Origin of the sequence: Microbacterium galbinum, from assembly GCF_023091225.1 — a bacterium.
Classification (GTDB): domain Bacteria; phylum Actinomycetota; class Actinomycetes; order Actinomycetales; family Microbacteriaceae; genus Microbacterium; species Microbacterium galbinum.
Map to the genome: position 1 here is coordinate 811,431 of NZ_JAHWXM010000001.1, position 20,289 is coordinate 831,719.

Consider the following 20,289-nt stretch of genomic DNA (forward strand, 5'->3'; position numbering starts at 1 on the left):
TTGCCGACCCGCTCAGTGCTCTTCTGCGACCGCGAGCTGGATGTAGACCGCGGTGAGGATGGTGAAGACGTAGGCCTGCAGGAACGCCACCAGGATCTCGAACAGGGTGAACGCGAAGCCGAACGCGAGCGTGCCCGCGCCGAGTGCTGTCCACCACCCTCCGAGAGTGATGACGAAGAACTGCGTTGCGGAGAAGAACAGGACGAGCATCAGGTGCCCGACGATCATGTTCATCAGCAGTCGGAGGGTCAGCGTGACGGGCCGGATGATGAACGTCGAGAGGAACTCGAGCGGCGTCACGATGATGTAGAGGAACGGGGGGACGCCCGACGGGAACAGCGAATTCTTGAAGAAGCCCTTGGGGCTCTTCTTGATGCCGGCGTAGATGAAGGTGACGTAGCTGACGACGGCCAGCAGCAGCGGGACCGCGATGATGCTCGTACCCGCGATGTTCAGGAACGGGATGATTCCCGTGATGTTCATGAACAGCACCATGAAGAAGATGGTGGCGAGGATCGGCAGGAAGCGACGGCCGTCCTTGCGCCCGAGCAGGTCCTCGGCGACGTTCACTCGCACGAAGTCGAGGCCCATCTCGACGAGGCTCTGGAAGCGCCCGGGGACGACGCGCATGTTGCGCGTTCCGAGCCAGAGGATCAGCACGACCGCGATCGTGGCCAGGAACTGGATCAGGTGGATGCGGTGGATGACCAGGTCGCCGATCTGGAACACCGCATCGGGGAAGAACTCCGCGATGGACGGAGCGTGGAACTCGTCATCGGTGGCAAGTCGTGGCGTCAGGGTCGCAGCAAGATTAAACAGCGCGGGCTCCAGCTTCGGGGCACCGGTCAGAACCGGGGCGACGATGGTCGGTGTGCTTCACAGCGCAAGCGCTCGCGGGCGAGCGGCGGGCACGTTTCAACACTATCAGAGTATGAGGCGGCCCTAAGACCTCTGAGGGTCCTCGTCGGCGGTCGGGGCCCCCGGAGCGACGTCCTCCGGGGCGACCGAGGGAAGCGATGCATCGCTGACATTCGGCAGGCGCATCGTCATGAGGACGACGGCGTCGACGATCAGCGACATCAGCACGCCGGCGACGATCGCGACGAAGAAGATCACGGGGTCGAGCCAGGGCTGGTCCTTGAGGACGATGACGCCGAGGAAGAACACGATCAGCTTGAGCAACCACCCGCCGAGCACGATCGCGAAGAAGAACTGGACGTAGAGCGGCTCGCCGAACCACCGGTTCGCGATCAGGATGCTCGCACCGGTGATCCCGAGGAACACGGCGGCGATGAGCACACCGAGCAGGCCGCTGATCAGTCCGTTCTCCTGCCCGACGAGGTAGCCCACGACCGCCGCGGCGATCGCGAGGACCACGGTGGCGACTCCCGACCAGATGAGAGTGCGTCGCAGGATCGGCGTGCTGGAAACGGGGTTCGGACTCATGAGGGCTCCACGGGGGTCGGGTCGGAGTCGGGGGTTGCGGCGATCGCACGTCGCGAGGGCTTCAGGGTGAGAACCAGGCAGGCCGCGATCCCGACCACGCCGAATCCCACACCGGGAAGGTACTGGCCCGGCCAGTCCTCGCGGGCTCCGACGTACATGAGGAGGACGGCGAGTGAGATCACCGCCGTCCAGGCGTAGAAGATGAGGACGGCATCACGGTCGCGGTGACCGAGGTCGAGCATGCGGTGGTGCAGGTGCTTGCGGTCCGGCGAGAACGGCGACTTGCCGGCGTGCATGCGGCGCAGCACCGCCAGGCCGAAATCGAGCAACGGCAGCAGCACCACCATCAGCGGCAGCAGGATCGGGATGAACGCACCGAGCAGCTGGGACCGCCCGAGACGCTCGGGGTCGAGCGCGGACGGATCCATCTGCCCGGTGAGGGAGATCGCGGAGACGGCCATCAGCAGGCCGAGCACGAGTGCACCCGAGTCGCCCATGAACAGCTTCGCCGGACTCCAGTTCCAGGGCAGGAAACCGATGCAGGCGCCGATGAGGACGGCGGCGATGAAGGTCGAGAGGTTGAAGTAGCTCGAGGCGCCGGAGTCGCGCGTGAAGATGTAGGAGTAGGCGAAGAAGACGCCGTTGGCGATGAGGCAGACCCCGGCGACGAGGCCGTCGAGGCCGTCGATGAAGTTGACGGCGTTCATGACCACGACGATCGCGAACATCGTGATCGTGATGCTCAGCCAGCTCGAGAAGACGATGAGATCGCCGAACGGGAGGGAGAGGATCTGCAGCCCTCCCCCGATCGTGAGGATCCCGGCCGCGAGGAACTGCGCGCCGAGCTTGATCATCCAGTCGAGGTCCCACAGGTCGTCGACGACTCCGATCACGGCGATCAGCAGTGCGGCTCCGAGGATGGACCACATCGTCTGCGGCGGCATCCAGATGCTCTGGAAGAAGGGGTTCGCTGCCGAGATCCCCATCGCGGCGGCGATGCCGAGGAAGATCGCGACCCCGCCGAGCCGCGGAGTGGGACGCGTGTGCACATCGCGATCGCGGATCTCGGGGTACAGCTTGAACCGCAGGCTCACCCGCAGGACCGCCCAGGTCAGCACGAAGGTGATCGCGGCGGTCAGGATGATCGTGAAGAGGTACTGCTTCACGAATCCCCGTCCTGTCGAGGCGCGGGCGCCGCGGAATCCGGCTCCGGGGCGGGCTCGAGCAGATCGCCGAGCACCTCCTCCAGCTGCTCCCGGCTGATCGCCCCGTCACGCAGGATGCGCACGCGTCCGGCATCCGAATCCGCCGGCGGACGCACGAGCGAGGTGGCATCGACGATCGTCGAGGCCACACCGTCGCGGCTCATTCCGTCTGCGAGGTAGACGGCGACGCTGTCGCCGAGCATCTTCTCGGCGTCGAAGGCCGAGATCGCTGCGGCCTGACCCGTGAGGTTCGCGCTCGAGACCGCGAGCGGTCCGGTCTCGGCCAGCAGCTCCAGCGCCACGCGCCCCTCGGGCATCCGCACGGCGACGGTTCCCCGGGTCTCGCCGAGATCCCAGACGAGCGAGGGCTGAGCAGGGAGCACGATGGTCAACCCGCCGGGCCAGAAGGCGTCGACGAGGCGTTGAACCGGCTCGGGGACCGACTCCGCCAGAGCCGTCAGCGTCTCCTTGGTGCCGATGAGGACGGGCGGCGGCTGATCGCGCCCCCGTCCCTTCGCATCGAGCAGCCGCTGCACGGCAGCGGGCGAGAAGGCGTCGGCGGCCACGCCGTAGACGGTATCGGTGGGCATGACGATGAGTTCACCGCGGCCGATCGCCTGGCGTGCATGGCGCATACCGGCGAGCAGCTGCGCCTCGTCGCCGCAGTCGAAGATGGAGGACATGTCGTTCCGATTCTACGGGAGGCCGCCGAGAGAGCGGATCAGGGACGGATGGCCGTGGTGGCGCGGTCACGCAGGGTGAGGTCGCGGTGCGTCGCCGCGGCACGCCAGTCGTCGCGCTCGAGGATGCCGCGGATCTCGGCCCCTTGGAGTTCACCGTGCTCGATCACCAGCAGCCCGCCGGGACGGAGGAGCCGCAGAGCATTGGTGCTGAGCGCGCGCACGAGATCGAGACCGTCCTCGCCGCCGTACAGCGCCATCGCCGGGTCGAAGAGGCGCACCTCGGGGTCGCGCGGGATCGCCGAGTCCGGCACGTACGGCGGGTTCGAGATGACGACGCTGGCGGCACCGGCGAGGTCGGGGAAGGCATCCGCCATGTCGGCGAGCACCAGCGTGAGGTTCTCGGCATCGGCGGTGTTGCGGCTCGCCCACGCGTGCGCCTCGGGCGAGAGCTCCGCGGCGTAGATCCGCGCGTGCGGCACCTCGGTCGCCATCGCGAGTGCGATCGCCCCGCTCCCCGTGCCGAGATCGATGCCGATCGGCTGCGGATCGGGTGCGTGCAGGAGCGCGTCGATCGCGTGCTGCACCACCATCTCCGTCTCGGGTCGGGGGACGAACACCCCGGGGCCCACGGCCAGTTCGAGATGCCGGAACGGCGCGGTGCCGGTGATGTGCTGCAGGGGTTCCCGCGACTCCCGGCGCGTCACGAGAGCATCGAGCCGCTCGGCATCCGCGTCGCTCATCACGTCGCCTCGGACGATGGCCGCCTGCACCTCGCCGCGACGCAGACCCCGCACGTGACCGACCAGGAGCTCCGCGTCGACGAGCGGATCGGTCACACCGGCATCGGCGAGGCGCTGAGCGGCCGCACGGACGAGTGCGGCGAAAGACGTGTCGGGCATGATCTCCAGCGTAGAGCGCCCCCCGGGTGTCACATTGCCCTCTCCCCCGCACCCCTCCCATAGGCTGAGAGCGAAGCGACCCGCACAGGAAGGCTCCTCCATGCCCGGTATCCACTCCGACATCACGACCGCGTTCGGCAACACGCCGCTGGTCCGTCTGAACCGCGTGACCGAAGGCCTCGGCGCCACCGTCCTCGCGAAGCTCGAGTACTACAACCCCGCCTCCAGCGTGAAGGACCGCATCGGCATCGCGATGATCAACGCCGCCGAAGCATCCGGTGAGCTGCAGCCGGGCGGCACGATCGTGGAGTCGACCAGCGGCAACACCGGCATCGCCCTGGCGATGGTCGGGGCAGCGCGCGGCTATAAGGTGATCCTCACCATGCCCGCGTCCATGTCGAAGGAGCGCCGTGTGCTGCTCAAGGCTTTCGGCGCAGAGATCGTCCTCACCGACCCGACCAAGGGCATGAGCGGTGCGATCGAGATCACGAAGCAGATCGTCGCCGACACCCCGGGCGCGGTTTGGGTGCGGCAGTTCGAGAACGCCGCGAACCCGCAGATCCACCGTGAGACCACCGCACAGGAGATCCTCCGCGACACGGACGGCGAGGTCGACATCTTCGTCGCCGGCGTTGGCACCGGTGGCACCGTCACCGGCACCGGACAGGCGCTCAAGGCCGCCAAGCCCGGTGTACAGGTCATCGCCGTCGAGCCCAAGGACTCCCCCATGCTCAGCGAGGGCCACCCCGGCCCGCACAAGATCCAGGGCATCGGGCCGAATTTCGTCCCCGCGATCCTCGACCGTGAGGTGATCGACGAGGTGATCCCCGTCGAGTTCGACGACGCCATCCGGGTGGCTCGGGAGCTGGCCGCCCGCGAGGGTCTCCTCGTCGGCATGTCGTGCGGCGCAGCGACGTGGGCAGCCCTGCAGGTCGCTTCCCGCCCCGAGAACGCGGGGAAGAACATCGTCGTCGTCCTTCCCGACACCGGGGAGCGCTACCTGTCGACCGCGCTGTTCGCGGACCTGCGCGAGGACTGACGACCACCGCATGATCGGTCGAATGCGCGAGGACATCGCCGCTGCCCGGCTCCGCGATCCTGCTGCCCGCAGCGCCGCGGAGGTCGCACTGCTGTACCCGGGACTCCATGCCATCTGGGCGCACCGCGTCTCGCATGCGCTGTGGCGCCGGCGGCTGCGCTTCCTCGCACGCGCCAACTCGCAGCTCGCCCGCTGGTTCACGGGCATCGAGATCCATCCAGGGGCCCGGATCGGCCGCCGCTTCTTCATCGACCACGGCATGGGCGTCGTGATCGGCGAGACCTCGCAGATCGGCGACGACGTGATGCTGTACCACGGGGTCACGCTCGGCGGGCGCTCGCGCTCCACCGGCAAACGCCACCCCACACTCGGCGACGGTGTCGCCGTGGGAGCCGGAGCGAAGATCCTCGGACCCGTGACGATCGGGGCGCACTCCTTCGTCGGAGCGAACGCCGTCGTCACCCGGGATGCGCCCGCGGACAGCGTGCTCGTCGGCGTTCCGGCCAAGCCGCGTCAGCGCGCGGGCGGCGAAGACACGCGCGCGCTGCTCACCGTGCCGGACTACTCGATCTGAGTCCGGTCAGCGTGCGTGACGATCGCGCTTCTCGCGCGCGTCACCGACTCGGCGCTTGAGGAAGATCAGCGGCAGCAGCACCGTGCCCAGCGCCGTGATGAGCCAGACGATCACCGCGCCGAGCAACCAGCCGGTGACATCGACGATGCGCAGACCGCCGATGGGCAGCAGCACGACGATGATCAACGCCACCAGGGTCGAGAAGATGCCGATTCCACCGAGCAGCACCGGCGCGTAGCGGTCGGCGATCTTGCTGATCCACGGCGAGAGGATGCTCTGCAGCAGCGCGAAGATCAGAATGCAGAGCACGAAGCCCCACCACTTCGACCACTCGATCTGGAATCCGTCGAGCAGGAGATCGGCGACGATCAGCCCGAGCCCCGCGGACACGATGTAGATGAGGGTGCGGAAGAGGAATGTGATCACGCGCCGAGCCTAGCGCTCCGGGGGCGTGCGGATCAGGACTCGGTGCCGACGGCGGCGAGCCGGGCCTCTTCGTCGGTCGTGATCGCCGATTCGATGATCGGTCCGAGCGCGCCGTCCATCACCTGATCGAGGTTGTAGGCCTTGAATCCCGTGCGGTGATCCGCGATGCGGTTCTCGGGGAAGTTGTAGGTGCGGATCCGCTCGGACCGGTCCATGCCGCGGATCTGCGACCGGCGAGCATCGGATGCCGCCGCATCGAGCTCCTCCTGCTGCTTCGCGAGCAGCCGCGCACGGAGCACGCGCATTCCCGCCTCGCGGTTCTGCAGCTGCGACTTCTCGTTCTGCATGGAGACGACGATGCCCGTCGGAACGTGCGTGATGCGCACCGCGGAGTCGGTCGTGTTGACCGACTGCCCGCCCGGCCCCGAAGAGCGGAAGACATCGATCTTGAGATCGTTCTGGTTGATCTCGATCTCGTCGGGCTCGTCGACCTCCGGGAAGACGAGCACACCGGTGGTCGAGGTGTGGATACGTCCCTGCGACTCGGTCGCCGGCACGCGCTGCACGCGGTGCACACCACCCTCGTACTTGAGGTGCGCCCAGACGCCCTGCGCCGGGTCGGTCGAGGATCCCTTGATCGCGACCTGGACGTCCTTGTAGCCACCGAGATCGGACTCGTTGCGCTCGAGCAGCTCGGTCTTCCATCCCATCGACGCCGCGTACTGCACGTACATGCGCAGCAGATCGGCCGCGAAGAGCGCGCTCTCGGCGCCGCCCTCCCCCGCCTTGATCTCCATGATCACATCACGGGCGTCATCCGGGTCACGCGGGATGAGGAGTCGCCGGAGCTTCTCCTGCGCGGCCTGCAGCCCGGCCTCGAGTCCGGGGACCTCCGCCGCGAAGGCCTCGTCCTCACGAGCGAGCTCGCGCGCGGCATCCAGGTCGTCGGATGCCGCGACCCATGCCTCGTACGCGGCGACGATGCGCGACAGCTCGGCATAGCGGCGGTTCACACGCTTGGCACGCGCGGCGTCGGCGTGCACCGCCGGGTCGGAGAGTTCCTCCTGGACCCGGCGGTGCTCGTCGATCAGAGCCTGGACGGACTCGAACACGGACTCTCCGCTCAGCGGATGTTGTTGTCGTGCGAACCTGCGGGCAGGGTCGGGATCGACTTCTGCATCTGCACGAGGAACTCGACGTTCGACTGCGTCTCCTTGAGCTTTCCGAGCACGACCTCGAGGGCCTGCTGGGTGTCGAGGCCGGCGAGGGCGCGACGGAGCTTCCAGGTGATCTTGACCTCGTCGGAGGAGAGCAGCATCTCTTCACGGCGGGTGCTCGACGCGTTCACGTCGACGGCCGGGAAGATGCGCTTGTCGGCGAGCGAACGCGACAGGCGCAGTTCGCTGTTGCCGGTGCCCTTGAACTCCTCGAAGATGACCTCGTCCATCTTGGAGCCGGTCTCGACGAGAGCCGTGGCGAGGATCGTGAGGGATCCGCCGTTCTCGATGTTGCGCGCGGCGCCGAAGAAGCGCTTGGGCGGGTAGAGCGCCGACGCGTCGACGCCACCGGTGAGCACGCGGCCGGAAGCCGGAGCCGCCAGGTTGTACGCGCGGCCGAGACGGGTGATCGAGTCGAGCAGCACGACCACGTCGCGACCGAGCTCGACCAGGCGCTTCGCACGCTCGATGGCGAGCTCGGCGACCGTGGTGTGGTCCTCGGCCGGACGGTCGAACGTCGAGGCGATGACCTCGCCCTTGACCGTGCGCTCCATGTCGGTGACCTCTTCGGGGCGCTCGTCGACGAGCACGACCATGAGGTGGACCTCGGGGTTGTTCTGCGCGATCGCATTGGCGATCTGCTGCAGGACGATCGTCTTACCGGCCTTCGGCGGCGCGACGATGAGGCCGCGCTGGCCCTTGCCGATCGGCGCGACCAGGTCGATGATGCGCTGCGTGAGCTTCTCGGGCGCGGTCTCGAGGCGCAGGCGCTCCTGCGGGTAGAGCGGCGTGAGCTTGCCGAACTCGACGCGCGTGGCGGCATCGTCGATCGACAGCCCGTTGATCGAGTCGACCTTGACCAGGGCGTTGTACTTCTGGCGCCCCTGCTGCTCGCCCTCGCGGGGCTGCTTGATCGAGCCGACGACCGCGTCGCCCTTGCGCAGGTTGTACTTCTTGACCTGCCCGAGCGAGACGTAGACGTCGCTGGGGCCGGCGAGGTAACCGGTCGTGCGGACGAAGGCGTAGTTGTCGAGCACGTCGAGGATGCCGGCGACCGGGATCAGGACGTCGTCCTCACCGATCTCGGTGTCGAACTCGTCGGTCTGCGCGTTGCCGCGGCGCTTGTTGCGCTGACGGTTGCGGCCGTTGCCGCCCTGCTCGTCGTCGCCGGCGGGCTGCGCCTGCTGCTCCTGCGCGGCACCGGTGCCGTTCTGGCCGCGTCCGCGGTTGCGGCTGCGGTTGCGGCTGCGGCCGCGACCGCTCTGCTCGTCTCCGCCGTCGCCACCCTCACCGGCGTTGTCCGCGGCGGGAGCGTTGTCGGAGGCAGCGGAATCGGCGGCAGGGGCGTCGGCGGCCGAAGCGTCGGACTCCGCCGTCTTCTTCGGGGCGCGGCGACCGCGTCCCGTGGTCTTGGGGGCCTGCTCGGCGGAAGCATCCGCAGCACCGGCGTCAGCGGGCTTCTCCGTCGACTTCTCGTCGGAGGCCTGGGCGGGAGCCGCCTTCTCGGCAGCCTTCTCCGCAGCGGGCGTCTCGCCCGCGGACTCCGCGGCGGGGGCCTCGGCATCCGCCTTCTTGGCGCGGCTGCGGCGCGGCGCCTTGGCCTTCGGAGCGGCCTCGGCGCTGTCGCCTGCGGCATCTGCCTTGGCCGGTGCCGCGTCGGCGGCCGGCGCGGCCTCTGCCGCCTTCTCGGCCTTCGCGGCGGCGGTCGCCGTCGTCGCACGTCGCGGTGCGCGCTTGCGGGCGGGTGCCGCCTCAGCGGATGCGTCGGTGCCGGCTGCTGCCGGGGCATCGACGACCGGGGCGGCCTGGTCGTTCTGGGTCTCGGAGAAGTTCTCCACGAGTACTCCCTCTATTTCTCGGGGGTAGTGAGCGGTCCACACGCGCAACGGGTGCTGCGCGCGTTCGCACGGGCTGACGCTCGGCGCCAGCCGGCCTGGGCACTTGTGCCATGAGGTTGGACGTGCGGGTCTTGCAAGAGTTGCAATGGGGCCAGATTCACGAAGACGTTACGTGGAGCCCTCCGCTCGATCCCCCACTGTACCACCACGCACATCGACGGCGAGCAGGAGGGATTCCCACGGAGTGTCGGTCACTCGCCCGGCCAGTTCGACCGCGTCCTGGCGGCTTCCCGGCCCGTCGGCGAGCACCAGCACACTGGGGCCGGCACCGGAGACCACGGCGGCGAAACCGGCGGCACGCAGGGCTTGCACCAGCCGCTGCGTCTCGGGCATCGCCTCGGCGCGGTAATCCTGGTGCAGCCGATCGGCGGTCGCGTCGAGGAGGAGCTCGGGGCTCTGCGTCAGCGCCGCGATCAACAGCGCCGAACGCGACACGTTGAACACGGCATCCGCAGTGGACACCTGCGGCGGCTGCAGAGAGCGCGCCTGCGACGTCGACATCGTGTACGCCGGCACGAGCACGAGGGGCGAGACGCCCCGGTGCACGAGGAGCTTCTTGTGCTGCGCGCCGCGCTCGCTCATCCAGGCGATCGTCAGGCCGCCGAAGAGGGCGGGCGCGACGTTGTCGGGGTGCCCCTCGAGCTCGGTCGCGAGTCGCAGCAGATCGGAGTCGCCGATCTCGACGTCTCCGGCGAGGAGGCCCTTCGCGATCAGGACCCCGGCGACCACGGCCGCGCCGGAGGATCCCAGGCCGCGGCCGTGCGGCACGCCGTTCTCGGCCACGATCCGCAGACCCGGCATCGGCCGGCCGGCATCGGCGTAGACGTGCTCGACCGTGCGGACGATCAGGTTCGACGCGTCGCGCGGGATCTCCTCGGCGCCCGAACCCGACACCTCGATGTCGAGTTCACCCGCCGGGAGCTCGGTGACGACGAGGGAGTCGTAGACGCTGAGTGCGAGGCCGAGGGTGTCGAATCCCGGCCCGAGGTTCGCGCTCGTGGCGGGAACGCGGACCTCGATCGTGCGCCCTTCCGCCACCGTCACTCGCCTTCCACGCGCAGCACCGACACGACGCGCTCGACGACCGAGCTGTCGGCGAGTCCCGCGACCGCGGCGCTGAGCGACTGCTCGGCTGCCCGGTGCGTGCCGATGATGAGTCGCGCGGTGGGCTCCTCCTCGCCCTCGACCGTCTGGACGATCGTGGCGACCGAGACGCCCCCGTCGCTCAGGATGCCGGCGACCGTGGCGAGCACACCCGGAGCGTCCGCGACCTCGAGGGTGACCTGGTATCGGGTCGTGACGTGCCCGATGGGCACGACCGGCAGGTTCGCCCGCGTCGACTCGCCGACGCCCACGCCGCCGGCGATGTGGCGGCGAGCGGCGGAGACGACGTCACCGAGCACGGCCGACGCGGTCTGCACTCCACCGGCGCCCGCGCCGTAGAACATCAGGGAACCGGCGGCCTCGGCCTCGACGAACACCGCGTTGTTGGCGCCGTGCACCGACGCCAGCGGGTGCGAGTGCGGTACCAGTGCCGGGTACACGCGTACCGAGATCGATTCGGTTCCGTCGACGTCGAGGCGCTCGCACACGGCGAGGAGCTTGATCACGAAGCCCGCGGCACGGGCCTCCTCGATCATCGAGGCGGTGACGGTGGTGATGCCCTCGCGGTAGACCGCGTCGAGCGGCACGGCGGTGTGGAAAGCCAGGCTCGCGAGGATCGCGGCCTTCTGCGCCGCGTCGTAGCCTTCGACGTCGGCCGTGGGGTCGGCCTCCGCGTATCCGAGACGCTGCGCGTCGGCGAGCACGTCGGCGAAGTCGGCGCCCTCGGTGTCCATGCGGTCGAGGATGTAGTTCGTCGTGCCGTTCACGATGCCCATGATGCGAACGATGCGGTCGCCGGCGAGTGAATCGCGCAGCGGGCGGATGATCGGGATGGCGCCGGCCGCAGCGGCCTCGTAGTGCACCGAGGCACCGACCCGGTCGGCGGCTACGAAGAGCTCCGGACCGTGCGTGGCGAGGAGCGCCTTGTTGGCCGTGACCACATCGGCGCCGGAGCCGATCGCCTGCAGGATGCTCGTGCGTGCGGGCTCGATACCGCCCATGAGCTCGATCACGATGTCGGATCCGAGGATCAGCGACTCGGCATCCGTGGTGAAGAGCTCGCGCGGAAGGTCGACGTCGCGCGGAGCATCGACGTCGCGCACGGCGATGCCGGCGAGCTCCAGCGAGGCGCCCGCACGGTCGGCGAGCTCGTCGCCGTGGCGCAGCAGGAGGTCGGCGACCTGGGATCCGACCGCTCCGGCGCCGAGAAGCGCCACTCGAAGTCGTCGGTACTCAGCCATTGTTGCTCCTTCGGAGGTGGGTCATTTCTCTCCCTCGGGGGCGTTCGCCCCGTCGATGCCCGCGTCACGGGAGAGGAGATCGTCGATGGTCTCACCGCGGACGATGACCCTCGAGCGACCGTCGCGCACGGCGACGACCGGCGGACGCGGAACATGGTTGTAGTTGCTCGACAGCGAGACGCAGTACGCGCCCGTCGTCGGCACGGCGAGCAGGTCGCCCGGTACCAGATCGGAGGGCAGGTACTCGTGATCGACGACGATGTCGCCGGATTCGCAGTGCTTGCCGACCACGCGACTCAGCTGCGGGGCGCCGATCCCCACGCGCGAGGCGATGCGCGCGGAGTACTGCGCCCCGTAGAGCGCCGGACGAGCGTTGTCGCTCATCCCGCCGTCCACGCTGATGTAGCGCCGGACGGCACCGGAGTCGATGGTGACGTCCTTGGTCGTGCCGACCTCGTAGAGCGTGACGCCCGCCGTTCCGACGATCGCGCGACCGGGCTCGAACGAGAGCGCGGGCACGGCGATGCCGCGCGCGGCGCAGCCCTCGGCGACGGCGGACACGATCTCACCGGCGAGGACGTCGATCGGAGTGGGGTCGTCGCTGCGGACGTAGGCGATGCCGAAGCCGCCTCCCAGGTTCATCTGCGGGACCGCACCGCCCTCGAGCAGCGCCGCGTGCAGCTCGAGCACGCGCGAGGCGGACTCGCGGAACCCGGCGACGCCGAAGATCTGCGACCCGATGTGGCAGTGCAGACCCACGAAGTCGAGCCCGGGGATCTCTCGGATGCGAGCAACGGCGACCTCGGCATCCTCGAGCGGGAATCCGAACTTCTGGTCTTCGTGCGCGGTGGCGAGGAAGTCGTGGGTCTCGGCGTGCACGCCGCTGATCACGCGCACGAGCACACGCTGCACCGCGTCCACGCGGGCGGTGATCGCCGCGAGTCGTTCGATCTCGATCGCGCTGTCGACGATGATGCTGCCCACGCCGACCTCGACCGCTCGTTCGAGCTCGCGCGTCGACTTGTTGTTGCCGTGGAAGCCGATGGATGCCGGGGCGACTCCCGCGGCCAGCGCCACCTCGAGCTCTCCCCCGGTGCACACGTCGACGCGGAGTCCCTCGTCGACCACCCAGCGTGCGACGGTGGCGCTGAGGAACGCCTTGCCGGCGTAGTACACCTGCGCGATCGTGCCGTGCTCCGACGCCGCCTGGTCGAAGGCCCGGCGGAACTCCCGTGCGCGCTGACGCACCTCGTCCTCGTCGAGCACCAGAAGGGGGGTGCCGTAGGTGCGGGCGAGGGTCGCGGCATCCACCCCGGCGAGGGTCAGGACGCCGTCGGCGTCTCGGGCGGCGCGCGCGGGCCAGACACCGGCCGCGAGATCATTCGCGTCATCGGGAACGGCGAGCCACTCGGGCGCGAGCGAATCGGCAGCGGGAAGCAAGGAACACCAATCGTGGAGCGGGACTCGGGCGGGAAGCGCACGACGAGACTGACCCCGATTCTAGGGCACGGCGCATGCCGCCCTAGCCATGGTGACGCCCGTCCCGCAACCCCTGTGACGGCGGCCGGCGCTCACTCGTAGGGTGAGAACGTGGAAGCCCCGTCGACGACCGAAGCCCCTGCCCGCCCCGGGCCGATTCCGCGTGCCATCGCAGCCGTGACGCGCTGGGCGCTCCAGCGCAAGCCCGTGCGGGCCTTCCTCCTCTACAGCGAGCGCCGCGGCCCGATGCTCGCCGACAGCGTCACCTACCGCGCCCTGTTCAGCGTGTTCGCCGGTGTGCTCCTGGGATTCTCCATCGCCGCACTGTGGCTCGCCGGGAACCCGCAGGCCTGGAACGCGATCATCGACGCCGTGCAATCCGTCGTGCCCGGCCTGATCGGCGAGGACGGAGTCATCGATCCGGCCGATCTCCGCGAACCGATCTCGTTCTCGCTGGCGGGCGCGGTGTCGGCGATCGCCCTGATCGGCGCCGCCCTGGGTGCCGTGGGGTCGCTCCGCACCGCCGTTCGTGTGATCTCGGGCACCGCGCAGAGCGACGTCCTGTTCATCTGGGTGATCCTGCGCAACCTCGCCCTGGCGATCGGCATCGGGGCGGCGTTCATCGCGGCGGCATTCCTCTCCATCGTCGGACGGATCGGCGTCGGTTGGGTGAGCGATCTGCTCGGGATCCCCACCGACTCCGCGCTGGCGACCTGGGGCGTGCGGATCCTCTCGCTGATGATCGTCTTCGCACTGAACACCGCTCTGCTCATCGCCGTGTTCCTCGTGCTCTCCGGGGTCCGCCCGTCGGCGCGGTCCCTCTGGAGCGGTGCCCTTCTCGGCGCCGTCGGCCTCCTGGTGCTCCAGGAGCTCTCCTCGCTCTTCGTCGGCGGCGCGACCAGCAATCCTCTGCTCGCCTCGTTCGCGTCGTTGCTCGCCCTCCTGATCTGGCTCAACCTGTCGGCGCAGGTCATGCTCATCTCGTGCGCCTACATCGTCACGGGCGAGGAGGAGCGGCAGAACCGGGTGCGCGCTCGTTTCGGCGCGACCACTTTCCCGCAGCGTCGCGTGCAGCGGGCGGAGATCGATCTGAAGATCGCGACCGACGAACTGCGCGCCGCTCAGGAAGCCGCCCGCGACGCCTGACTCATCCGGCCGGGCAGGTGCCCTTCTCGAGCAGGCTCTCGTCGGTGACGATGGCTCCGTCGACGTCGATGTCGATCACGGCCACGGATCCGTCGATCTCCAGCCCGGTGAGCGTGAGGCCCGCCGGGAGCTGATCGGCGATGCAGATCCGCTGCGGCTGGGTGAGATCCGCGCCGATGGACCCCAGGTTCGACCCGACCTGCGAGGCGTCGATCTCGATTCCGCCGACGCTCAACGACACCGGCGTGAGTTCGAGGTCGCCCTCGAACGCTCCGGGCGTGAGGGTGAGCGAGATCGGGACGGCGAGGCCCAGAACGGTGATCGACCCGCTGACGGTGGCGTTCGGTTCGTCGAGAGCGACCGTGTCGACCGGCAGGTCGGTGGTCGCCAGCAGCGAGGTGAACTGATCCTCGTCGATGCGGATCGTGCCCGATGCGCCCGCGAGATCGCCGCCGCGCAGCGGCACCCCCGTCGCGGTCACGTCGACCGCACCGGTGATCCCCTCGAGGGTGACCGCGTCGGTCGACAAGTGCAGGCTGCCGAGACGTCCGCCGATCAGCTGCGGCAGCAGGAGGCCGTCGGCGTCGACGTCGAGCTGCTGATCGGCGGGGAGGTCGAGCTGGTCGATGACGAGCGAGCGCACGACTCCCGGAAGGATCGCCCGCGCGACGAACTCCGCCGCGACCACGAGCCCCGCGAGCACGACGACGACGATGAGCACCACCCACGGCCAGCGTCGGCGACGACGCTGCGGAGCGCTCGCGACACCGTCGTCGGTCCCGGTCCCGGCGCCCGGGAGGACGAGCGTCGGATGCTCGGCATCCGGCTCCGGGTACGGCAGCGTGCGGTTGTCTTCGCTCATGGGGTCATCCTGCCCTACCTCGGTCGTGCGGACGGGGGTTACATGCGCTCCGGTGCGGAGACGCCCAGGAGGTCGAGCCCGTTGCGGAAGACCTGTCCGGCGGCGTCGTTGAGCCACAGACGCGTGCGGTGCACGCTCTCGATCGGGTCGTCGCCCTGCGGGATCACGCGGCAGTTGTCGTACCAGCGGTGATAGAGGCCCGCGAGCTCCTCGAGGTAGCGGGCGACGCGGTGCGGCTCGCGCACCTCGGCGGCGAACGCCACGATGCGCGGGAACTCCTGGAGTGCGCCGAGCAGCGCCGCCTCGGACTCGTGCGTCAGCGTCTCGGGGGCGAACTCGGAGCGGTCGACGCCCGAATCGTTCGCGTTGCGGCTGACATTGTGCGTGCGGGCGTGCGCGTACTGCACGTAGAAGACGGGGTTGTCGTTCGTGCGCTTCTGCAGCAGCTCGGGGTCGAGATCGAGCGGCGAGTCCGCGGGCGAGCGCTCGAGCGAATACCGCAGGGCGTCGGCGCCGAGCCACTCGAGCAGGTCGTCCATCTCGATGATGTTGCCGGCGCGCTTGCTGAGGCGGGCGCCGTTGATCGACACCATCTGCCCGATGAGCACCTGTACGTTGCGCTCCGGATCCTCGCCCGCCGCACCGGCGACCGCCTTGAGGCGGTGCACGTACCCGTGGTGGTCGGCGCCGAGGAGGTAGATCTTGTTCTCGAATCCGCGGTCGCCCTTGTTGAGGTAGTACGCGGCATCCGCGGCGAAGTAGGTGTATTCGCCGTTCGAGCGGCGGATCACCCGATCCTTGTCGTCGCCGAAGTCGGTGGTGCGCACCCAGACGGCGCCGTCCTCGTCGAAGACGTGGCCCTGCTCGCGCAGGCGCTCGACCGCCTGGTCGATCAGGCTCGTGCCCGACGCGTCCTTGGCGTGCAGGGTGCGCTCCGAGAACCACACGTCGAACGGCACGTTGAAGCGGTCGAGCGAGCTCTTGATCTCGGCGAGCTGGTACTCGTATCCGAGGTCGCCGGCGACCGCGAGCTGCTCCTCGTCGGAGAGGTCGAGCAGATCCGGGCGCGCCTCGAGGATGCGACCGGCGAGCGCCGTGATGTACTCCCCCGGGTATCCGCCCTCGGGGGTCGGCTCGCCCTTCGCGGCGGCGACCAGCGACGATGCGAAGCGGTCCATCTGCGCGCCGGCGTCATTGATGTAGTACTCCCGCACGGCGTGCGCGCCGCTGGCGAGGAGCAGCCGGACGATCGCATCACCGAGCGCCGCCCAGCGCGTGTGGGCGATGTGCAACGGTCCGGTCGGGTTCGCCGAGACGAACTCGACGTTCACGCTCACGCCCTGCTGCGAGGTGTTCGTGCCGTAGGCGACGCCCGCGTCGACGATCGTCTTCGCCAGCGCGCCCGCTGCAGCGGCCTCGAGACGGATGTTGATGAATCCGGGGCCCGCGACCTCGGCGGTGGCGATACCGTCGACCGCGACCAGACCGTCGGCGATCTGCTGCGCGAGTTCGCGCGGGTTCGTGCCGAACGGCTTGGCGAGGCGCATCGCGATGTTCGAGGCCCAGTCGCCGTGGTCGCGGTTGCGCGGACGCTCCAGGACGATGTCGGATGCCGAGAGCCCGAGGGGCTCGCCGGGGCGTCGCTCGTCCGCGATCGGAGCGAGGACTGCGAGGAGGGCTTCGGCGAGCGTTTCAGGATTCATAGACCACCAAGTTTACGGCTCGGGACGGTGTCGAATTTGCGCAGACCGATCTGTGACTTACCCTCATGCCATGACCGTCGCTCCCGCACGCCGCCGACTGCGTTTCGCCGGCGTCGCCGCCGTGCTCGCCGTCGCCGTCGTCGCGGGCGTCCTCGGCGTCTGGCGCCCCTGGGCACCGCTCGCCTCGACCGCCCCCGTCGGCGCCGCGGAAGGCGAGCCCGCCGCCGCGATCGCACCGGCTCCGCTCGTCCTGCCGGAGCACCCGACCGTGCTCGTCTTCGGCGACTCCTGGACGTACGGCTCGGCCGCCACCGTCCCGACCGAGGGATACGCGTATCTCCTCGCCGATCTGCTCGACGGCGAGACGATCGTGAAGGGTGTGCGCGGCAGCGGCTATCTCAAGCCCGGACTCGACGGCCCCGCCTTCGGCGAGCGCATCGCGGCGCTCGATCCCGCGCTGTCTCCCGACCTCGTGATCCTGCAGGGCTCGATCAACGACCGCGAGCAGGGCGCGGCCGGATACCGCGAGGCAGTGAACGCGGCCTGGGATGCGATGGCGGCGAAGTACCCCGAGGCGACGATCGTGATCCTCGGGCCCGCCCCGCACGAGCTCCCCGTCGGTGCCGGCACCGCGCGCATCGACGCCGATCTCGCGGATCTCGCCGCCGCCCGCGGCTGGTGGTACGTCTCCCCCGTCGCCGAGGACTGGATCACCGATCAGAACTACCTCGAGGTCATCGACGTCGAGGTGGGGCGCAAGCATCCGTCCTCCGCCGGGCACCGCTACCTCGCCGAACGTGTCGCCGCCGCGCTCGATGCGCTCAGCGGCGCGCCGGTCACGATCGCCGGCGAGTCGGAGACCACCCCCGAGCAGTGATATCGTCGTTCGGTACGCCTCCGTAGCTCAGTGGATAGAGCGCCGGTTTCCGGTACCGTAGGTCGCAGGTTCGACTCCTGTCGGGGGCACGTATACGCGAAGAAGGACCGTCCGTGAGGGCGGTCCTTCTTCCGTTTCCGGGCGATGCGGTCAGCGGGGCACGGATGCCGTCCGCCGGGCGGCCCGCACCCCGTTGAGGATGACGACGACTTCGGCGATCTCGTGCACGAGCACGACGCCGGCCAGGCCGAGCACTCCGAACAAGGCCAACGGGAACAGCACCACGATGATCGCCAGGGCGAGGCCGATGTTGACGGTCATGATTCGGCGCCCGCGGCGCGCGTGGGCGAGGGCTGCGGGCAGGAGGCGGAGGTCGTGGCCGGTGAACGCGATGTCGGCGGATTCGACGGCCGCCGCCGAACCGCCCGCTCCCATGGCGATGCCGACGGTCGCAGTCGCGAGTGCCGGAGCGTCGTTGATGCCATCACCGACCATCGCCGTCGGCCCCTCGGCGAGGAGGGCGGTGACGGCGGCCGCCTTGTCTGCGGGGAGCTGCTCCGCACGGACGTCGCTCACTCCCGCGCGGGCGGCGAGCGCGCGGGCGGTGCGCTCGTTGTCGCCCGTGAGCATGATGACGCGAACACCCTGCTCCTCGAGCAAAGAGATGGTCTCCGCCGCCTCGGGGCGCAGCTCATCGCGTACACCGACGGCCCCCGCGATCCGTGCATCGACTTCGACCGCGACCACGGTCATCCCGTCGTCCGCCATCCCTTCGGCGGCGCCCTCGAGGTCGCCCAGTTCGGGGAGCCACCGCACACTTCCGACGCGGACGCGAGTGGCCCCGACCCGACCCGTCACACCGTGGCCCGCATCCTCGACGACCTCGGTCGCCGCGGGAGCGTCCGCCGCCGCGCGTGCGATCGCGGCGGCGAGCGGGTGCGTGCTCGTCCTCTCGAGCGCGGCGGCGAGGGCGAGGACCTCCTCGCGCGTGCGGCCGGGGGCCGCGGCGACGGCGACCACCTCGGGCTCGTTGCGGGTGAGCGTGCCGGTCTTGTCGAATGCGATCGTGCGGATGATTCCGAACCGCTCGAACGCCTCGCCCGAGGTGATGACGACGCCGAACTTCGATGCCGAGCCGATGGCGCTGATGACGGTCACGGGAACGGCGATGGCGAGAGCACAGGGGGATGCGGCCACGAGAACGACGAGGGCGCGCTCGACCCACAGACCGGGATCCCCGACAACGAACCCGAACACGACGATCAGGGCGGCGACGATGAGCACCACCGGCACGAGCGGGCGGGCGATCCGGTCGGCCAGGCGCGCACGTTCGCCTTTGCGGGCGTGCGCCTGCTCGACGAGCTCGACGATCCGGGTGAGGGAGTTGTCCCGCCCGTCGGCCGTCGCCTCGATGCGGAGCGTCGCCGATCCGTTCACCGAACCCGCCGGCACGGCCTCCCCCGGACCGACCGCGACCGGGATCGACTCGCCCGTCACGGCGGACGTGTCGATGCTCGAGCGTCCGTCCACGACCACGCCATCTGTCGCGATCCGCTCTCCCGCCCCGACGACGAGGACGTCGAGCTCTCGCACCTCCGTGGCAGGGATGCTCGCGTCGCCGCTCAGCCTCGACACGCGCACCGTCTCGGGGATGAGCGAGAGAAGAGCGCGGAGGCCCTCCTTCGCTCGGTCCATCGCGCGATCCTCCAGCGCCTCGGCGAGGGAGAACAGGAAAGCCAATGCCGCTGCCTCTCCCACGTGACCGAGAGCCACCGCTCCGATCGCCGCGATGGTCATCAGCAGCCCGACGCCGAGGCGCCCCCGCGCCAGGCGGCGAAGCGCTCCGGGCACGAAGGTGTAGGCGCCGGCGAGGAGGGCGACCCCCTGCAGCACGAGGGCCGGGATGGGGAACCCGCTCCACTCGAGCACGTAGCCGGCGAGCAGCACCACGCCGGCGATGACGGACGGGAGCAGCGCGGTATCACGCCAGAGCGGCGGACGAACCTCATGCTCGGCATCCGTGTGCCCGACCGCCCCTGCCGCTGCGATCACCGGACCGCAGCACGCATCACAGGTCGACATCGGCGGGTGAACAGCACAGCGGCACGTCGCAGTTCTCGTCGGTGCACGGTTCGCCGTCGTCTACCGCGAGCACGGTGTTCACCAGAAGGGTGATCGCCTTCGTCACGTGGGGGTCGGCGATCTCGTAGCGGGTCTGCCGCCCCTCCGGCGTCGCGACCACGATCCCGCATCCCCGCAGGCACGACAGATGATTCGAGACGTTCGTGCGCGAGAGGGCGAGCGTCTCCGAGAGGCGCGCAGGGTACGCGGGGCCGTCGAGAAGTTGCAGGAGGATCCGCGAACGCGTGGGATCGGCCATGGCGCGGCCGAGACGGTTCATCACATCGATCCGGGAGGCAATGGTCAGCATACGCTGACCATACAGTGAAGGATGAACTATTGCATCCCGAATCGATGCCTTCGCTTCTC

General features: G+C 69.5%; 19 protein-coding genes and 1 tRNA gene. 5 read left to right on the forward strand and 15 right to left on the reverse strand.

The features are described 5' to 3' along the window. Positions 1 to 12 precede the first annotated feature (12 nt). The 5 genes from atpB to prmC all read right to left on the reverse strand — a co-directional run bounded on the left by atpB (position 13) and on the right by prmC (position 4,233). Entirely contained in the window at positions 13 to 819 is an 807-nt protein-coding gene (gene atpB / locus KZC52_RS04065; RefSeq protein WP_372491578.1) for a F0F1 ATP synthase subunit A, read from the reverse strand. A 123-nt stretch (positions 820 to 942) separates the two neighbouring features. Further along, positions 943 to 1,446, reverse strand: coding sequence for a Cg1360 family ATP-synthase-associated protein (locus tag KZC52_RS04070; protein ID WP_247622782.1), 504 nt, complete (start codon positions 1,444 to 1,446; stop codon positions 943 to 945). Next, a complete protein-coding gene (locus KZC52_RS04075; RefSeq protein WP_247622783.1) occupies positions 1,443 to 2,612 on the reverse strand; it encodes a glycosyltransferase family 4 protein in 1,170 nt (389 codons plus the stop codon). The genes KZC52_RS04070 and KZC52_RS04075 overlap by 4 nt, the downstream gene beginning before the upstream one ends. Then, positions 2,609 to 3,334, reverse strand: a complete 726-nt coding sequence (locus tag KZC52_RS04080) for an L-threonylcarbamoyladenylate synthase (protein WP_247622784.1) — start codon at positions 3,332 to 3,334, stop codon at positions 2,609 to 2,611. The genes KZC52_RS04075 and KZC52_RS04080 overlap by 4 nt, the downstream gene beginning before the upstream one ends. 38 nt (positions 3,335 to 3,372) lie before the next feature. Next, a complete protein-coding gene (gene prmC / locus KZC52_RS04085) occupies positions 3,373 to 4,233 on the reverse strand; it encodes a peptide chain release factor N(5)-glutamine methyltransferase (RefSeq protein WP_247622785.1) in 861 nt (286 codons plus the stop codon). Positions 4,234 to 4,333: 100 nt separating this feature from the next. Here prmC and cysK point away from each other — a divergent pair, with 100 nt between their 5' ends. Both cysK and epsC read left to right on the forward strand, forming a co-directional pair. Next, a complete protein-coding gene (cysK, locus tag KZC52_RS04090; protein ID WP_247622786.1) occupies positions 4,334 to 5,272 on the forward strand; it encodes a cysteine synthase A in 939 nt (312 codons plus the stop codon). Positions 5,273 to 5,282: 10 nt separating this feature from the next. Further along, the gene (gene epsC, locus KZC52_RS04095; RefSeq protein WP_247622787.1) at positions 5,283 to 5,846 is read left to right on the forward strand and encodes a serine O-acetyltransferase EpsC; all 564 of its coding nucleotides are present in this window, start codon (positions 5,283 to 5,285) and stop codon (positions 5,844 to 5,846) included. Between the two features lie 6 nt (positions 5,847 to 5,852). On the opposite strand, the gene KZC52_RS04100 is transcribed toward epsC, so the two are convergent. The 6 genes from KZC52_RS04100 to lysA form a co-directional block, all read right to left on the reverse strand. Further along, positions 5,853 to 6,272 carry a phage holin family protein gene (locus KZC52_RS04100; RefSeq protein ID WP_247622788.1) on the reverse strand — a complete coding sequence of 140 codons (420 nt, stop codon included), beginning with the start codon at positions 6,270 to 6,272 and terminating at the stop codon, positions 5,853 to 5,855. 32 nt (positions 6,273 to 6,304) lie between these two features. After that, positions 6,305 to 7,384: a peptide chain release factor 1 gene (gene prfA / locus KZC52_RS04105; RefSeq protein WP_247622789.1), complete on the reverse strand. Its 1,080-nt coding sequence runs from the start codon at positions 7,382 to 7,384 to the stop codon at positions 6,305 to 6,307. A gap of 11 nt (positions 7,385 to 7,395) precedes the next feature. After that, positions 7,396 to 9,327, reverse strand: a complete 1,932-nt coding sequence (rho, locus tag KZC52_RS04110) for a transcription termination factor Rho (protein WP_247622790.1) — start codon at positions 9,325 to 9,327, stop codon at positions 7,396 to 7,398. A 168-nt stretch (positions 9,328 to 9,495) separates the two neighbouring features. After that, the gene (gene thrB / locus KZC52_RS04115; RefSeq protein ID WP_247622791.1) at positions 9,496 to 10,431 is read right to left on the reverse strand and encodes a homoserine kinase; all 936 of its coding nucleotides are present in this window, start codon (positions 10,429 to 10,431) and stop codon (positions 9,496 to 9,498) included. Continuing rightward, complete coding sequence (locus tag KZC52_RS04120; protein WP_247622792.1) at positions 10,428 to 11,732, reverse strand: homoserine dehydrogenase; 1,305 nt, start codon at positions 11,730 to 11,732, stop codon at positions 10,428 to 10,430. Before KZC52_RS04120 ends, thrB begins: the two co-directional genes overlap by 4 nt. A gap of 21 nt (positions 11,733 to 11,753) precedes the next feature. Further along, the gene (lysA, locus tag KZC52_RS04125) at positions 11,754 to 13,172 is read right to left on the reverse strand and encodes a diaminopimelate decarboxylase (protein ID WP_247622793.1); all 1,419 of its coding nucleotides are present in this window, start codon (positions 13,170 to 13,172) and stop codon (positions 11,754 to 11,756) included. Between the two features lie 150 nt (positions 13,173 to 13,322). Here lysA and KZC52_RS04130 point away from each other — a divergent pair, with 150 nt between their 5' ends. Beyond that, positions 13,323 to 14,357 carry a YhjD/YihY/BrkB family envelope integrity protein gene (locus KZC52_RS04130; RefSeq protein WP_247622794.1) on the forward strand — a complete coding sequence of 345 codons (1,035 nt, stop codon included), beginning with the start codon at positions 13,323 to 13,325 and terminating at the stop codon, positions 14,355 to 14,357. Position 14,358: 1 nt separating this feature from the next. Here the strand turns inward: KZC52_RS04130 and KZC52_RS04135 are convergent, their stop codons facing one another. Both KZC52_RS04135 and argS read right to left on the reverse strand, forming a co-directional pair. Continuing rightward, a complete protein-coding gene (locus KZC52_RS04135) occupies positions 14,359 to 15,219 on the reverse strand; it encodes an LmeA family phospholipid-binding protein (protein WP_247622795.1) in 861 nt (286 codons plus the stop codon). Positions 15,220 to 15,257: 38 nt separating this feature from the next. Continuing rightward, positions 15,258 to 16,922 (reverse strand): arginine--tRNA ligase, encoded by a 1,665-nt coding sequence (gene argS, locus KZC52_RS04140; protein WP_247622796.1) that lies wholly within the window; start codon positions 16,920 to 16,922, stop codon positions 15,258 to 15,260. A 70-nt stretch (positions 16,923 to 16,992) separates the two neighbouring features. Between argS and KZC52_RS04145 the strand changes: the two genes are divergently transcribed. Continuing rightward, entirely contained in the window at positions 16,993 to 17,799 is an 807-nt protein-coding gene (locus KZC52_RS04145; RefSeq protein WP_247622797.1) for an SGNH/GDSL hydrolase family protein, read from the forward strand. Between the two features lie 16 nt (positions 17,800 to 17,815). Further along, positions 17,816 to 17,888, forward strand: a tRNA-Arg gene (locus KZC52_RS04150). 61 nt (positions 17,889 to 17,949) lie between these two features. On the opposite strand, the gene KZC52_RS04155 is transcribed toward KZC52_RS04150, so the two are convergent. Together KZC52_RS04155 and cmtR are read right to left on the reverse strand one after the other, a co-directional pair. After that, entirely contained in the window at positions 17,950 to 19,881 is a 1,932-nt protein-coding gene (locus KZC52_RS04155) for a heavy metal translocating P-type ATPase (RefSeq protein ID WP_247622798.1), read from the reverse strand. After that, positions 19,868 to 20,230, reverse strand: coding sequence for a Cd(II)/Pb(II)-sensing metalloregulatory transcriptional regulator CmtR (gene cmtR, locus KZC52_RS04160; protein ID WP_247622799.1), 363 nt, complete (start codon positions 20,228 to 20,230; stop codon positions 19,868 to 19,870). Before cmtR ends, KZC52_RS04155 begins: the two co-directional genes overlap by 14 nt. Between the last annotated feature and the right edge of the window lie 59 nt (positions 20,231 to 20,289).

Coding starts and splice junctions, on each gene's coding strand:
- KZC52_RS04070 (WP_247622782.1), bottom strand. CDS start 1,446: ATGAGTCCGAACCCCGTTTCCAGCACGCCGATCCTGCGACGCACTCTC.
- KZC52_RS04080 (WP_247622784.1), bottom strand. CDS start 3,334: ATGTCCTCCATCTTCGACTGCGGCGACGAGGCGCAGCTGCTCGCCGGT.
- prmC (WP_247622785.1), bottom strand. CDS start 4,233: ATGCCCGACACGTCTTTCGCCGCACTCGTCCGTGCGGCCGCTCAGCGC.
- cysK (WP_247622786.1), top strand. CDS start 4,334: ATGCCCGGTATCCACTCCGACATCACGACCGCGTTCGGCAACACGCCG.
- epsC (WP_247622787.1), top strand. CDS start 5,283: ATGATCGGTCGAATGCGCGAGGACATCGCCGCTGCCCGGCTCCGCGAT.
- KZC52_RS04120 (WP_247622792.1), bottom strand. CDS start 11,732: ATGGCTGAGTACCGACGACTTCGAGTGGCGCTTCTCGGCGCCGGAGCG.
- KZC52_RS04135 (WP_247622795.1), bottom strand. CDS start 15,219: ATGAGCGAAGACAACCGCACGCTGCCGTACCCGGAGCCGGATGCCGAG.
- argS (WP_247622796.1), bottom strand. CDS start 16,922: ATGAATCCTGAAACGCTCGCCGAAGCCCTCCTCGCAGTCCTCGCTCCG.
- KZC52_RS04145 (WP_247622797.1), top strand. CDS start 16,993: ATGACCGTCGCTCCCGCACGCCGCCGACTGCGTTTCGCCGGCGTCGCC.
- KZC52_RS04155 (WP_247622798.1), bottom strand. CDS start 19,881: ATGTCGACCTGTGATGCGTGCTGCGGTCCGGTGATCGCAGCGGCAGGG.
- cmtR (WP_247622799.1), bottom strand. CDS start 20,230: ATGCTGACCATTGCCTCCCGGATCGATGTGATGAACCGTCTCGGCCGC.